Source organism: Kitasatospora sp. NPDC015121, assembly GCF_055562955.1.
Map to the genome: position 1 here is coordinate 61,892 of NZ_JBVHEH010000011.1, position 15,161 is coordinate 77,052.

9 protein-coding genes and 1 pseudogene are annotated in these 15,161 nt (G+C 71.7%); 7 read left to right on the forward strand and 3 right to left on the reverse strand.

Translation table 11 applies throughout. The annotated features are described in order from the left end of the window. Positions 1-60 precede the first annotated feature (60 nt). Positions 61-1,016 (forward strand): annotated as a pseudogene (locus ACZ3J7_RS17690) (IS481 family transposase). A 137-nt stretch (positions 1,017-1,153) separates the two neighbouring features. Here ACZ3J7_RS17690 and pepN read toward each other — a convergent pair. Continuing rightward, the gene (pepN, locus tag ACZ3J7_RS17695; RefSeq protein WP_465621714.1) at positions 1,154-3,718 is read right to left on the reverse strand and encodes an aminopeptidase N; all 2,565 of its coding nucleotides are present in this window, start codon (positions 3,716-3,718) and stop codon (positions 1,154-1,156) included. 163 nt (positions 3,719-3,881) lie between these two features. Here pepN and ACZ3J7_RS17700 point away from each other — a divergent pair, with 163 nt between their 5' ends. The 6 genes from ACZ3J7_RS17700 (at position 3,882) to ACZ3J7_RS17725 (ending at position 12,303) form a co-directional block, all read left to right on the forward strand. Continuing rightward, the gene (locus ACZ3J7_RS17700) at positions 3,882-5,051 is read left to right on the forward strand and encodes an ROK family transcriptional regulator (RefSeq protein ID WP_465621716.1); all 1,170 of its coding nucleotides are present in this window, start codon (positions 3,882-3,884) and stop codon (positions 5,049-5,051) included. A 181-nt stretch (positions 5,052-5,232) separates the two neighbouring features. After that, entirely contained in the window at positions 5,233-6,330 is a 1,098-nt protein-coding gene (locus ACZ3J7_RS17705) for a substrate-binding domain-containing protein (protein WP_465621718.1), read from the forward strand. A 172-nt stretch (positions 6,331-6,502) separates the two neighbouring features. Further along, positions 6,503-7,291 (forward strand): ATP-binding cassette domain-containing protein, encoded by a 789-nt coding sequence (locus tag ACZ3J7_RS17710; protein ID WP_465621720.1) that lies wholly within the window; start codon positions 6,503-6,505, stop codon positions 7,289-7,291. Next, positions 7,288-8,544 (forward strand): sugar ABC transporter permease, encoded by a 1,257-nt coding sequence (locus ACZ3J7_RS17715; protein WP_465621722.1) that lies wholly within the window; start codon positions 7,288-7,290, stop codon positions 8,542-8,544. Before ACZ3J7_RS17710 ends, ACZ3J7_RS17715 begins: the two co-directional genes overlap by 4 nt. A gap of 203 nt (positions 8,545-8,747) precedes the next feature. Next, entirely contained in the window at positions 8,748-10,649 is a 1,902-nt protein-coding gene (gene dxs, locus ACZ3J7_RS17720) for a 1-deoxy-D-xylulose-5-phosphate synthase (protein WP_465621724.1), read from the forward strand. A 136-nt stretch (positions 10,650-10,785) separates the two neighbouring features. Beyond that, a complete protein-coding gene (locus tag ACZ3J7_RS17725; RefSeq protein WP_465621726.1) occupies positions 10,786-12,303 on the forward strand; it encodes an ArnT family glycosyltransferase in 1,518 nt (505 codons plus the stop codon). Between the two features lie 47 nt (positions 12,304-12,350). Here ACZ3J7_RS17725 and ACZ3J7_RS17730 read toward each other — a convergent pair whose 3' ends face one another. Next, positions 12,351-12,935 (reverse strand): alpha/beta fold hydrolase, encoded by a 585-nt coding sequence (locus ACZ3J7_RS17730; protein WP_465621728.1) that lies wholly within the window; start codon positions 12,933-12,935, stop codon positions 12,351-12,353. A 99-nt stretch (positions 12,936-13,034) separates the two neighbouring features. Further along, positions 13,035-15,161: a 3-hydroxyacyl-CoA dehydrogenase NAD-binding domain-containing protein gene (locus ACZ3J7_RS17735; protein WP_465621730.1), complete on the reverse strand. Its 2,127-nt coding sequence runs from the start codon at positions 15,159-15,161 to the stop codon at positions 13,035-13,037.

A 15,161-nucleotide genomic window follows, 5' to 3' on the forward strand; every position in this document is an offset into this window, starting at 1 on the left:
AAGTGAAGACCTCCGGTGTGGTGGAGGTGTCTAGGCTCCACACCACACACGGAGGTCTTCGTGTCCCACCGTAACGCCCGGTTGACCGTGCACGGCAGGCGGCTCCTGGTCGAACGCGTCCGCGCGGGTCGTCCCGTCGCCCACATAGCCGCCGAGATGGGCATCTCCCGGGCCACCGCGCACAAGTGGGTGCGCCGCTGGCGCGAGGAGGGACCAGCCGGGCTGCACGACCGTCCCAGCCGGCCCCGCACCACTCCCACCGCACTCCCGCCACGATCGAGGCCGCGATCTGCGACCTGCGACGCGAGCGAAAGCTCGGCCCCGCCCGGATCGGACCGATCCTCGGGATCCCGGCCTCCACCGTCCACCGGGTCCTGACCCGGCACGGCATGAACCGGCTGCGGTGGATGGACCGGCCCACCGGCCAGACCATCCGCCGCTACGAACGCGAACGCCCGGGCGAACTCGTCCACGTCGACGTCAAGAAACTCGGCCGGATCCCCGCCGGCGGCGGCTGGCGAGCCCACGGACGCGCCGCCTGCCCGGACCGTCGCCGCACCACCGGCTACGACTACATCCACTCCGCCGTCGACGACCACACCCGCCTCGCCTACAGCGAAGTCCACCTTGACGAGAAGGGCGCCACCTGCGCGGCGTTCCTCCGCCGGGCCGCGGCGTTCTTCGCCGCCCACGGCATCCCCCGCATCGAACGGGTCCTGACCGACAACGCCTGGAGCTACCGCAAGCACGCCGCCTGGAAGCAGGCCCTGGCCGACCTCGGCGCGGCCGGCAGGCACACCCGCCCCTACCGGCCCCAGACCAACGGCAAGGTCGAGCGCTTCAACCGCACCCTCCTCGACGAATGGGCCTACCAGCGCACCTACACCAGCAACCACGAACGCACCGCGGCACTGGACAACTTCCTGCACACCTACAACCATCACCGCTGCCACACCGCACTCGGAGGCCAACCCCCGATCAGCCGCGTCAACAACGCTTCAGGTCAATACACCTAGCCGGTGGCCCCGCCGGATCCCGCCGGAGGGTCCGGGCCGCCGCGCGCGGGCGAGGGCGGCGACCGAAAACGGCGGGGCGCCCGCCCGAGAGCGAACACCCCGCCGTTCCTGCGGCCCCGCGTCCCCGCGGCTCCGCGTCAGCGGTCGGCGGCCTGGGCCTTCAGCGCCCGCTCCACGCCCGCCCGCGCCTCCACGACCTGCCGCCGCAGCGCCGGCGCCGGCTCGGCGGTGGCGAGCCAGGCGTCGGTGGCGTCGAGGGTGGCCCGGGAGACCGCGTAGGCGGGGTAGAGCCCGCCGATGATCTGCTGGGAGATCTCGTGGCTGCGGGTCTCCCACACCTGCTTGATCGCGGCGAAGTACTTCTCCGCGTAGCCGGCCAGCAGGTCGCGCTGGTCGGGCTGCTGGAAGCCGGCGATGACGGCCTCCTGGACGTAGTTGGTGAGGGTCTCGGAGTCGATCACCGACGCCCACGCCTCGGCCTTGGCCGCCGCGGTGGGCCGGGCGGCCCGGCAGGTCGCGGCGTGCTCCTGCCCGGAGGAGGTGTTGTCGCGGGCGAGTTCGGCGTCGATCGCCGCCTCGTCGGCGCGCCCGGTGGCGACCAGGCGGGTGAGCAGGGTCCAGCGCAGTTCGGTGTCGACGGCGAGGCCGTCGATCTCCGCGGTGCCGTCGAGCAGTCCGGCGAGCAGCGCGAGCTGGCCCTCGGTGCGGGCGGCGCCCGCGAGCGCGCGGGCCCAGGCGAGCTGGTGGTCGCTGCCGGCGGGGGCGGCGCGCAGGGCGTCCTCCGCGGCGGCGGCCCAGCGCTGCAGGCCGCTCTCGCGCCAGGCGGGGTCGGCGTACAGCTCCAGGGCGAGCTTGACCTGGCGCTGGACGGACTGGACGACGCCGATGTCGCTCTCGCGCGGCAGGCCGGAGAGGGCGAGCGCGAGGTAGTCGCGGGTGGCGAGTTCGCCGTCGCGGGTCATGTCCCAGGCGGAGGCCCAGCACAGGGCGCGGGGCAGCGAGTCGGCGAAGTCGCCGAGGTGCTCGGTGACGACGGCGAGCGAGTCGGCGTCGAGCCGGACCTTCGCGTACGAGAGGTCGTCGTCGTTGAGCAGCAGCACGGCGGGGCGGGCCCGGCCGGTCAGCTGCGGGACGGCGGTGCGCTCGCCGTCGACGTCGAGCTCGATCCGCTCGGTGCGGACCAGCTTGCCGTCGGTGAGCTCGTACAGGCCGATGGCGATCCGGTGCGGGCGCAGCACGGCCTCGCCGCGGGCGCCGGCGGGCAGCGCGGGGGCCTCCTGCAGGACGGCGAAGGACTCGATGGTGCCGTCGGCGGCGACGGTCAGCTCCGGGCGCAGCACGTTGATGCCGGCGGTCTCCAGCCAGGCCTTCGACCAGGTCCGCAGGTCGCGGCCGCTGGCCTCCTCCAGCGCGCCGAGCAGGTCGGAGAGCCGGGTGTTGCCCCAGGCGTGGCGCTTGAAGTAGGCGCGCACGCCCTGGAAGAAGGCGTCCTGGCCGACGTAGGCGACCAGCTGCTTGAGCACCGAGGCGCCCTTGGCGTAGGTGATGCCGTCGAAGTTGACCTGGACGTCCTCCAGGTCGTTGATCTCCGCCATGATCGGGTGGGTGGAGGGCAGCTGGTCCTGCCGGTACGCCCAGGTCTTCATCTGGTTGGCGAAGGTGGTCCAGGAGTGCGGCCACTTGGAGCCGGGGGCCTCGGCCTGGCAGACGACCTCGGCGAAGGTGGCGAAGGACTCGTTCAGCCAGAGGTCGTTCCACCACTCCATGGTGACGAGGTCGCCGAACCACATGTGGGCGAGCTCGTGCAGGATGGTCGCGGCGCGGGCCTCGTAGGAGGCGTCGGTGACCTTGGAGCGGAACACGTACTGGTCGCGGAAGGTGACGGCGCCCGCGTTCTCCATCGCGCCGGCGTTGAACTCCGGGACGAACAGCTGGTCGTACTTGGCGAACGGGTAGGGGAAGTCGAACTTCTCCTGGAAGTAGTCGAAGCCCTGCCGGGTGACCGCGAAGATCGCGTCGGCGTCCAGGAACTCGCGCAGCGACGGCCGGCAGTACACGCCGAACGGCACGTGCTGCGCGCCGTTGTCGTAGCTGTCGAAGACGCCGACGTACGGGCCGGCGATCAGCGCGGTGATGTAGGTGGACATCCGGGGGGTGGGCTCGAAGGTCCACACCCGGGTGTCGCCGTCGCCGGCGGGCTCGGGGGTGGGGGAGTTGGAGACCACGACCCAGCCGGCGGGGGCGGTGACGGTGAAGGCGAAGGTGGCCTTCAGGTCGGGCTGCTCGAAGTTGGCGAAGACGCGGCGGGCGTCCGGCACCTCGAACTGGGTGTAGAGGTAGGTCTCGCCGTCGGCCGGGTCGACGAAGCGGTGCAGGCCCTCGCCGGTGTTGGTGTAGGCGCAGTCGGCGACGACCCGCAGCTCGTTCTCGGCGGCCAGGTCGGGCAGCGCGATCCGGCTGTCGGCGAAGTTCTCCAGTGGCAGGGCGCGGCCGTTGAGGACGATCTCGGTCACGGCGGGGGCGACCAGGTCGATGAAGGTGGCGGCGCCGGGTTCGGCGGCGGTGAAACGGACCACGGTGGTGGACCGGAAGGTGCCGCCCTCGCGCGCGGAGCTCAGGTCGAGCTCGATCTCGTACGCGTCCACGGCCAGGAGTGCGGCCCGGGTGCGGGCCTCCTCACGGGTCAAGTTGGTGCCAGGCACTCGCAGGACTCCTTCGTCAGGGCTCGGGTTAACGGGAATCCTCCCATGCGAGTAACGATCCGTGTTCGTGCTTGACTCCCCCTCCGAGCAGTACCGGAGCATAGAGTTCAGAAGTTGAAGCTGAACTTCAGACGAACCGCACGTACGCCCAGGAGGGTGGAACATGTCGACGGACACACCGGGATCGCAGTCCTCACTGCACCGGGCCAATCTCGAGCGGGTGCTGCGGGCGGTGCGGATGGCCGGTTCGCTGACCCAGGCCGAGATCGCCCGGGGCACGGGACTGTCGGCCGCGACGGTGTCCAACATCGTCCGCGAGCTCAAGGAGTCCGGCACCGTGGTGGTGGCGGACACCTCCTCGGGCGGGCGGCGGGCGCGCAGCGTGTCGCTGAGCGGGGACGCCGGGATCGTGGTCGGCGTGGACTTCGGCCACACCCACCTGCGGGTGGCGGTGGGCAACCTGGCGCACCGGGTGCTGGCCGAGGAGAGCGAGCCGCTGGACGTGGACGTCTCCGCGCAGCAGGGCTTCGACCGGGCCGAGCGGATGGTGGAGCGGCTGCTGGGCCAGGCCGGCTTCCCGGCCGACAAGGTGATCGGGGTGGGCCTGGGCGTGCCGGGCCCGATCGACGTGGAGACCGGGGCGCTCGGCTCGACCGCGATCCTGCCGGGCTGGACGGGCGTGATGCCCGGCCAGGAGCTGTCCGGGCGCCTGGGCATGCCGGTGCACGTGGACAACGACGCCAACCTGGGCGCGCTGGGCGAGCTGGTCTGGGGCGCCGGGCGGGGCCTGGGCGACCTGGCGTACATCAAGGTGGCCAGCGGCGTCGGCTCCGGACTGGTGATCAACGGCCAGATCTACCGGGGCCCGGGCGGCACCGCGGGCGAGATCGGGCACATCACGCTGGACGAGGCGGGGCCGGTGTGCCGCTGCGGCAACCGGGGCTGCCTGGAGACCTTCGTGGGCTCCCGCTACCTGCTCAACCTCTTGAACGCCAACCACCCGGGCGAGTTGAGCCTGAGCCGGGTGGTGCAGCTGGCCCAGCAGGGCGACCTCGGCTGCCGCCGGGTGATCGCCGACGCGGGCCGGCAGATCGGGATGGGCGTGGCGACCCTGTGCAACCTGCTCAACCCCCGCCGGGTGATCCTCGGCGGCGACCTGGCGGAAGCCGGTGAGCTGGTGCTTTCCCCGATCCGGGACTCGGTGGCGCGGTACGCGATCCCCAGCGCCGCCCGGCAGCTGTCGGTCGTCCCGGGGACGCTCGGCGGCCGGGCCGAGGTGCTCGGCGCGCTGGCCCTGGTGATGAGCGAGATGGGGGAGACCGGCGTGCTCTGAGTCACGCCGAGGGACGTCAGGAGGCTCGCCTGGTATCAGGTGAGCCTTCAGGAAGATAACGAAAGGGTTTGAATCCGGGGGGTCCCGGTTTTACTTATTGACGACAAGCTTCGTCACGGGGTTGACTCCTGCCCACCTCGCCGCAACATTTCGCGGCTCTGTCAGGGAGGCTCCCCCCACCATGAACGCAATGATGCGTCGCGTCGCCGTCGGCACTGTCGCTGTCTCGATGGCTCTCACCATGGCCGCCTGTGGCAAGGCCGGTGACGACAAGAAGAAGGACGCGGCCGCTTCGGGCGACAGCAAGTCGATCGGCCTCCTGCTGCCGGAGAACGCCTCCTCCACCCGCTACGAGTCCTTCGACAAGCCGTTCATCGAGGCCAAGGTCAAGGAGCTGTGCGCCGACTGCAAGGTCGAGTACAACAACGCCGAGGGCTCCGCGGCCAAGCAGAAGCAGCAGTTCGACACCCTGATCGCGCAGGGCGTCAAGGTGATCATCCTGGACGCGTTCGACGCCAAGTCGACCCAGGCCTGGGTCGCCGAGGCCGCGAAGAAGAACGTCAAGGTCATCGCGTACGACCGCCTGGCCACCGGCCCGGTCTCCGCCTACGTCTCCTTCGACAACGAGAAGGTCGGCGAGCTGCAGGGCCAGGCCCTGGTCGACGCGCTGGGCGCCAAGGCCGCCGACGCCAACATCGTGATGATCAACGGTGACGACGCCGACCCGAACGCCGGCAAGTTCAAGTCGGGCGCCCACAAGGTGCTGGACAGCAAGGTCAAGAAGGTCGTCTACGAGCAGAGCGGCGAGTGGAAGCCCACCGTCGCGGGCCAGAAGGTCGGCGCGGCGATCTCGCAGCTCGGCAAGGACGGCTTCCAGGCCGTCTACTCGGCCAACGACGGCATGGCCGCGGCCATCATCACCCAGCTGAAGTCGCAGGGCATCAACGTCCCGGTCGGCGGCCAGGACGCGGGCCTCGACGCCATCCAGCGACTGGTCTCCGGCGACCAGGCCTACACCATCTACAAGGCCTACAAGCCGCTGGCCGACTCGGCCGCCCAGCTCGCGGTCAACCTGCTGCAGGGCAAGGACATCAAGTCCGTCGCCACCTCGACCATCGACAGCGACACCGACAAGGGCATCCCGGCCCAGCTGCTGGAGCCGAAGGTCGTCACCAAGGCGAACATCAAGGACACCGTGATCGCCGACAAGCTCTACACGGTCGCGGACATCTGCACCGCCGACTACGCCGCCGCCTGCACCGCGGCCGGCCTGCAGTAACACCCGCGCGGCGGGGGCTCCCTGACCACCCGGGAGCCCCCGCCCGCCCCCGTTCCACCCCCAGCACTTCAAGCACTTCAAGCAACACGGCAGCAGCACTACCCCGCGCGCCCGGCCCGGCGCGCGGGACGGCCGTGCCGGAAACGTCAGGTCCGGCACGGGACTCAAGGAGTTGGTTCACGTGACAGGCGCACCCGTACTGGCGTTGCGCGGGGTCTCCAAGCGCTTCGGTGCCGTTCAGGCGCTCACCGACGTGCACTTGGAGGTCCACGCGGGCGAGGTCGTCGCCCTGGTCGGCGACAACGGTGCCGGCAAGTCCACCCTGGTGAAGACCATCGCGGGCGTCCACCCGATCGACGAGGGCGTCATCGAGTGGGAGGGCAAGGCGGTCGCCATCAACCGCCCGCAGGACGCCCAGCAGCTCGGCGTCGCCACCGTCTACCAGGACCTCGCGCTCTGCGACAACCTGGACGTGGTCGGCAACCTCTTCCTCGGCCGTGAGCTCAAGCGCTTCGGCACCCTGGACGAGGTCGCGATGGAGAAGCGCGCCCGCGAGCTCCTCGACACCCTGTCGATCCGCATCCCCAGCGTCCGGATCCCGATCGCCGGCCTCTCCGGCGGCCAGCGCCAGGTGGTCGCGATCGCCCGCGCCCTGGTCGGCGACCCGAAGATCGTCATCCTGGACGAGCCCACCGCGGCCCTCGGCGTCGAGCAGACCGCCCAGGTCCTGGACCTGGTCGAGCGGCTCCGCCAGCGCGGCCTCGGCGTGATCCTGATCAGCCACAACATGGCCGACGTCAAGGCCGTCGCGGACACCGTCGCGGTGCTCCGCCTGGGCCGCAACAACGGCAGCTTCGAGGTGGCCGGCACCTCGCACGAGGAGATCATCTCCGCCATCACCGGCGCCACCGACAACGCGGTGACACGTCGTCAGGCCCGAATCGCGGAGGAAGCCAAGTGAGCACCGAGACCCCCACCACCCCCGCCGCCCCCGCGGTGGACCCGCGCCTGCTGGTCCGCAAGGAGGGCCTGGCCGGCTACTTCGACGAGTTCACCCGCAAGATCCGCAGCGGCGAGCTCGGCTCGCTGCCGGTGGTCGTCGGCCTGATCGTGATCGCCGCGATCTTCCAGTTCAAGACCGGCTCCTTCCTCAACGCCGACAACCTCACCAACATCACCAAGTGGATCGCGGGCCCCGGCCTGATCGCGGTCGGCGTGGTGTTCGTGCTGCTGCTCGGCGAGATCGACCTCTCGCTCGGCTCGGTGGCCGGCGCCACCGCCGCCATCACCTCGGTGCTCTCGGTCCGCCAGGGCCTCAACGAGTGGCTCGCGATCGTGCTGGCGGTCGCCGCCGCGATCGCCATCGGCGCCCTGCACGGCTACTTCTTCGCCAAGATCGGCGTCCCCGCGTTCGTCGTCACCCTGGCCGGCATGCTGGCCTGGAACGGCCTGCAGATGCTCGTCCTGGGCACCCTCGGCACCGTCAACAACCCGATGGACGGCGTCGTCGCCAACCTGGACACCTACTTCCTGGGCGACGGCGACGTCATCTGGGCCTGGCTGTTCGCGATCGTCACCATCGTGCTGTTCGGCGGCGGCCAGCTGCTCGACTCCCGCCGCCGCGCCGCGGCCGGCCTGCCCGCCCGCCCGGTCAGCGAGATCGCGCTGCGCACCGGCGTGATCGGCGTCGTCCTGCTGGTCGCCGCCTACATGCTCAACCAGGACAGCGGCCTGCCGCTGCCGCTGGTGATCCTGGTCGGCGTCGTCGCGCTCGGCGACTTCGTGCTGCGCCGCACCGCCTACGGCCGGCAGATCTTCGCGGTCGGCGGCGGCATCGAGGCGGCCCGCCGCTCGGGCATCAACGTCGCCTGGGTGCGGATCTCGGTCTACATGATCTCGGCCGGCCTGGCCGGCTTCGGCGGCCTGTTCATCGCCTCCCAGCAGGGCTCCGCGGACAAGGCGCTGGGCAGCGGCAACATCCTGATGAGCGCCATCGCCGCCGCCGTCATCGGCGGCACCAGCCTCTTCGGCGGCCGCGGCAAGACCTGGTCGGCGCTGCTCGGCGCGCTGGTCATCCAGTCCATCACCACCGGCCTGGACATGGTGCACGCCCAGCAGGCCATCCAGTACATGATCACCGGCGCGGTGCTGCTCGCCGCGGTGGTCCTGGACTCGGTCTCCCGCCGCACCCAGAAGTCCCACGGCCGGGGCTGACCCCGGGCCCCACCCCGAACCGCGCGCCCGGCGCCCCCCATCCCCGGGGCCGGTCGCGCGGTTCGGCGCGTTCCGCGCACGGCCACCCGAAGAGCTGGACGGGTTGCCCCCCGCACTACGGACCGGTAATGGACATTAGACTCAAGCGGGGCGTACGCCCTCCGGGCCCATGCGGGCGCGAGAACTTGGACGAGGAGGAACGGGTGGCCCTGCTGACCCGCATTCGGGGACCGCGCGATCTCGATCGACTCACGCCCGCGCAGTTGTCGGCGCTCGCCGAGGAGATCCGCGGCTTCCTGGTCGAGGAGGTCTCCAAGACCGGCGGCCACCTCGGCCCCAACCTCGGCGTGGTCGAACTCACGCTCGCGCTGCACCGGGTCTTCGACTCCCCGCGCGACCGGATCCTCTTCGACACCGGGCACCAGAGCTACGTCCACAAGCTGCTCACCGGCCGCCAGGACTTCTCCCGGCTCAAGATGAAGGGCGGCCTGTCCGGCTACCCCTCGCGCGCCGAGTCCGAGCACGACGTGATCGAGAACTCGCACGCCTCCACCGTCCTCGGCTACGCCGACGGCCTGGCCAAGGCCAACAAGATCCAGGGCCACAAGGACCGCCCGGTGGTCGCCGTGATCGGCGACGGCGCGCTCACCGGCGGCATGGCCTGGGAGGCGCTCAACAACATCGCCGACAGCCGCGACCTGCCGGTCGTCATCGTCGTCAACGACAACGAGCGCTCCTACTCGCCGACCATCGGCGGCCTCGCCAACCACCTCTCCACGCTGCGCACCACCCAGGGCTACGAGCGCTTCCTGTCCTGGGGCAAGGACGCGCTGCAGCGCACCCCCGTGGTCGGCCAGGCGATGTTCGACACCCTGCACGGCGCCAAGAAGGGCCTGAAGGACTTCATCGCCCCGCAGGGCATGTTCGAGGACCTCGGCCTCAAGTACATCGGCCCGATCGACGGCCACGACCTGCAGGCCCTGGAGTCCGCCCTCACCAAGGCGCGCGGCTTCGGCGGCCCGGTCATCGTGCACTGCATCACCGAGAAGGGCCGCGGCTACCACGCCGCCGAGAACAACGACGAGGACCGCTTCCACGCGGTCGGCGTGATCCACCCCGACACCGGCCTGCCGGTGAAGACCGCCGGCAAGGACTGGACGTCCGTGTTCGGCGAGGAGATGGTCGCGCTCGGCCACGAGCGCCGCGACATCGTCGCGATCACCGCCGCGATGCTGCACCCGGTCGGCCTGGCCCCGTTCGCCAAGGCCTACCCCGAGCGGATCTTCGACGTCGGCATCGCCGAGCAGCACGCCGCGGTCTGCGCCGCCGGCCTGGCCACCAACGGCCTGCACCCGGTCGTCGCGGTCTACGCGACCTTCCTCAACCGGGCCTTCGACCAGGTCCTGATGGACGTCGCCCTGCACCGGCTCGGCGTCACCTTCGTGCTCGACCGGGCCGGCGTCACCGGCACCGACGGCGCCTCGCACAACGGCATGTGGGACATGTCCATCCTGCAGGTCGTCCCCGGCCTGCGGCTGGCCGCCCCGCGCGACGCCGAGCAGGTCCGCCTGCAGCTGCGCGAGGCCGTCGAGGTCACCGACGCCCCCACCGTGGTCCGCTACTCCAAGGGCAGCGTCGGCCCGTCGGTGCCCGCCGTCGGCCAGGTCGGCGGCATGGACGTGCTGCGCCGCGAGAGCGACGGCACCGCCGACGAGGCCGCCGACGTGCTGATCGTCTCGGTCGGCGCGATGGCCCCGATCTGCCTGGAGGCCGCCGACCTGCTCGCCGAACGCGGCATCACCAGCACCGTCGTCGACCCGCGCTGGGTCAAGCCGGTGGACGCCGCGCTGCCCGGCCTGGCCGCCCAGCACCGCCTGGTGGTCACCGTCGAGGACAACGGCCGGGCCGGCGGCGTCGGCTCCGCGATCGCCCAGGCGCTGCGCGACGCCGACGTGGACGTCCCGCTGCGCGACTTCGGCATCCCGCAGGAGTTCCTCGACCACGCCTCGCGCGCCGAGATCATGGCCGAGATCGGGCTGACCGGCCCGGCGATCGCGGCCAGGATCGAAGCCCTGGTCAGCGCCCGTTCCTACGCCCGGAGCTGACCCTCCCGAACCTCCGTGGACGCACCGTCGCGGAGCCGCAACGACGGCTCCCGACGGTGCGCCCGTTCGTCGGACCGTCATATTCATTCCTGGACTGGCACTCCCCGGCCCGTTCGCGCCAGGTAGGTTGTCACCCGTGCCCCTCTCCGTCACGCGCCGCCCCCGTGCCTTCGTCGAACGCATGCACGGGCACGTCCGCGCCGGGTACTGGACCAGGCTGGTCCCGCTGCTCGCGGTCCTGGCCACCGTCACCCACCTGCCGTCCTTCCTCCGCCCCGTGTGGAGCCCGGACGAGGGCTACCTCGCCACCCAGGCCCGGATGCTCGCCGACGGCGGGGTCCTCTACGACACCGTCGTCGACCGCAAGCCCCCCCTGCTGCCCTGGCTCTACGAGGCCTGCTTCGCCGTCTTCGGCTCCGCCTCGCTCTGGCCGCTGCGCACCCTCGCGATCGGCGCCCACCTCGCCACCGCCGTCCTGCTCGCCTCCACCGCCCGCGGCCGCTGGGGCGACAAGGCCGGACGCTACGCCGGCGTCATCTACCTGCTGGTCTCCATCGGCCTCTCGCCCGAGGACACCCAGGCCGCCACCTTCGAAGTCTTCATGCTGCCCGCCATGGTGCTCGCCTTCCGCTACGCGGAACGCCGCCGCTGGCTGGCCGCCGGCATCGCCGTCGCGCTCTGCTCGCTCACCAAGCAGACCGGCGGCGCCGTCATGCTCCCCGTCCTGTGGATGCTGCTCCAGGACACCCGCCGCCGGGGCGTCCCCTGGCCGCCCGCCCTCGCCAAGATCTGCTTCGGCTTCGCGCTGCCGATAGCGCTGGTCGCCGCCATCCTCACCAAGCCCAAGGGCTTCCTGTTCTGGGTGGTCACCGGCTCCGGCGACTACGCCGTGCTCGGCTCCAACTGGCCCCAGATGCTCGGCCGGGCCCTCGGCAACTCGGCCATCCTGCTCAGCGCCGGCCTCGCCTTCCTGCTGCCCCACGCCCACCGGATGTGGCTGCGCCGCCGCCGTCGACCCGTCCCCCCGAAGGGCCCGCAGCGCGGCTCCACCGCCGACATCTGGGTCTGGCTGCTCTCCTCGGTCATCGCCGTCTCGGTCGGCTTCCACTTCTTCGGCCACTACTACCTCCAGCTGATGCCCCCGCTGGTCCTGCTCGGCGTCGGCGCGGTCGCCACCTCCACCGTCCCCTGGCGCCCCGTGGTGGCCTACTCCACCGTCGCCAGCACCTTCTTCGTCGGCCTCGCCGTCTTCTGGCCCGGCCAGCGCCTCACCCAGACCACCGAGGTCGCCACCGCCGTCGCCGCCCAGACCGGCCCCAAGGACACCGTCCTGGTCTGGGGCATGCACCCCGAGCTCTACTGGCTCGCCGACCGCCGCCCCGCCAGCCGCTACCTCACCGCCGGCTTCCTCACCAACTTCAGCGGCGGCAAGGGCGGCGAGAAGGTCGGCGAGGAGTACTCCGTCTCCGACGCCTGGCAGACCTTCGACAACGAGATCACCGCCAACGGCCTCCCCGAGGTCTTCGTCGACGACTCCGGCACCGCCCCCTACCAACCCGACAAGGTCCCCCGGATCGCCACCCTCCTCGACACCTACTACGAGGTCGTCGGCGTCACGGGCGACACCGTCATCTACCGCCTCAAGAAGCGCTGAGGCACCTGGCCGGGCCCCTGCCCACCCGGGGCCGAGGCCCCGTCCGCCTAGGCGACCCACCCGGCCAGCGCGGCGACGAGCGGTCCGGGCCGGAACCCCGGCGCCGGCGGCTCCGGGCACCCCGGCAGCTCCACCGCCCCCGGCAGCAGCCGCAGCAGCGCGTCCACCGTGCGCCGCCGGTGGGCGGGGTTCTCCGGGACGGCCGGCAGCACGGCCACCGGCACGCGCAGCGCGCCGAGTTCCGCGTCGGTGACGCCGCGCAGCGTCCCGCCGGCCAGCAGTCCGGCCGCCTCGGGCACGGCCGCCCGGATCCGCGCGTCCAGCCGTTCCTCGCCCGCGGTGGCCGGCCAGGCCAGCACCAGGCCCCGGACGCGTTCCGGCGCCGCCAGGGCCAGCCGGACGGCCGCCGAGCAGCCGTTCGAGCCGCCGACCAGGACGACCGGCGGCCCGTCCGGCAGCAGCGCGGCCAGGTGCGCGGCCTCGGCCGTCCAGCTCCCGGCCCGCATCGCCCGGTCGGGCGCCGTCACGGCGATCCCGGCGGCGCGCAGGCCCTCCGTCACCCCGGGCCGCTCCCAGAACGCCGCCGCGTCCGTCTCCTCGTCCCACAGCCCGCCGTGCACCAGCACCAGCACCCGCCCACACCCCTTCCGGAAGACCGGCAGCATACGGAAAGCGGGCGGCACCCCGCTCCGGTCACGGAACGGGGTGCCGCCCTGCGGCGCGCGGAGGCGTCAGACGGGGACCGAAGCCAGGCCGGGGGCCAGGAACTTCCTGCCGTTGACGCGCTCGGAGACGCCCTCGCGGTCGAGGTACGGGGTGATGCCGCCGAGGTGGAAGGGCCAGCCGGCGCCGGTGATCATGCAGAGGTCGATGTCCTGGGCCTCGCCGACCACGCCCTCGTCGAGCATCAGGCCGATCTCCTGGGCGACGGCGTCCAGCGCGCGGGCGCGGACCTGCTCCTCGGTGAGGACGCTCCCGCCGAAGGTGAGCAGCTCCAGCACCTCGGGGTCGAGGACCTGCGCGCCGTCCTGCCAGACGTAGAAGCCGCGCTTGCCGGCCTCGACGACCTTGCCGAGGTTCGCGGAGACGGAGAACCGCTCCGGGAACGCGCCGTGCAGGGTCTCGGAGACGTGCAGGGCGATCGCCGGGCCGACCAGTTCGAGCAGGGCGATCGGGGACATCGGCAGGCCGAGCGGCTTCACCGCGGCCTCGACGGTCTCGAACGGGGTGCCCTCGTCGATGATGTTCTGGATCTCGCCCATGAAGCGGGTCAGGATGCGGTTGACCACGAACGCCGGGGCGTCCTTGGTGAGCACCGCGGTCTTCTTCAGCTTCTTGGCGACGCCGAACGCGGTGGCCAGCGAGGCGTCGTCGGTCCTCTCGGCCCGGACGATCTCCAGCAGCGGGAGGATCGCGACCGGGTTGAAGAAGTGGAAGCCGACCACGCGCTCCGGGTGCCGGAGCCCGGACGCCATCTCGGTGACCGACAGCGAGGAGGTGTTGGTGGCCAGCACGGCGGTCGGCGAGACCACCGCCTCCAGCTCCGCGAACACCTTCTGCTTGACGCCCATCTCCTCGAAGACGGCCTCGATCACGAAGTCGGCGTCGCCGAACGCGACGGCCTTGTCGAGGTGACCGGTGACCAGGCCCTTGAGCTTGTTGGCCTTGTCCTTGCCGATCCGGCCCTTGTCGAGCAGCTTGTCGATCTCGGCGTGGACGTAGCCGACGCCCTTGTCGATCCGCTGCTGGTCGATGTCGGTGAGCACCACCGGCACCTCCAGGCGGCGCGCGAACAGCAGCGCCAGCTGGGAGGCCATCAGGCCGGCGCCGACCACGCCGACCTTGCTCACCGGGCGGGCCAGCGCCTTGTCCGGCGCGCCGAACGGCCGCTTGGCGCGGCGCTGCACCAGGTTGAAGGCGTACAGCCCGGCGCGCAGCTCCCCGCTCATGATCAGGTCGGCGAGCGCCGCGTCCTCGGCGTCGAAGCCGGCCTGCAGGTCGCCGTCCTTGGCCTGCTGGATGATGTCCAGCGCCTTGTACGCGGCCGGCGCGGCCCCGTGCACCTTGGCGTCGGCGACCCAGCGGCCCCACAGCACCGCGTCGTCCCAGGCCTTGCCGCGGTCGAACTCCTCGCGCTCGACGACCACGTCGCCGGTGAGCACCCGGGCCGCCCACAGCAGCGACTGCTCCAGGAAGTCGGCCGGCTCGAAGACCGCGTCCGCGATGCCGAGCTCGAACACCTCCTGGCCCTTGAGCTGCTTGTTCTGCGCCATCGAGTTCTCGACGATGACCTTGACCGCCTTGGCGGGGCCGATCAGGTTCGGCAGCAGGGTGCAGCCGCCCCAGCCGGGCACCAGGCCGAGGAACACCTCGGGCAGCGAGAACGCCGGGACGCCCGCGCTGACGGTGCGGTAGGTGCAGTGCAGGCCGACCTCGACGCCGCCGCCCATCGCCGCGCCGTTGTAGAAGGCGAACGACGGGACGGGCAGCGCTGCGATCCGCTTGAAGACGTCGTGGCCGCCCTTGCCGATGGCCAGCGCGTCCGCGTGCTCGGTGAGCAGCTCGACGCCCTTGAGGTCGGCGCCGACCGCGAAGATGAACGGCTTGCCGGTGATCGCGACCGCGACCACCTTCCCCTCGGCGGCCTCCGCCTCGACCTGGTCCAGCGCCTCGGCGAGCTTGGCCAGCGAGCCCGGGCCGAAGGTGGTCGGCTTGGTGTGGTCGAAGCCGTTGTCCAGGGTGATCAGCGCCAGCTTGCCGGCCCGCAGCGGCAGGTCCAGGTGGCGCACGTGCGCGGTGGTGACGACCTCGCCGGGGAACAGCTCGGCGGCGCGCTGCAGCAGTTCAGTGGTGCTCAT

What these genes read in the sequence shown, in the direction of transcription:
- ACZ3J7_RS17700 (WP_465621716.1), top strand. Translation starts at nt 3,882, where the DNA reads ATGTCGACGGACACACCGGGATCGCAGTCCTCACTGCACCGGGCCAAT.
- ACZ3J7_RS17705 (WP_465621718.1), top strand. Translation starts at nt 5,233, where the DNA reads ATGAACGCAATGATGCGTCGCGTCGCCGTCGGCACTGTCGCTGTCTCG.
- ACZ3J7_RS17735 (WP_465621730.1), bottom strand. Translation starts at nt 15,161, where the DNA reads ATGAGCACCACTGAACTGCTGCAGCGCGCCGCCGAGCTGTTCCCCGGC.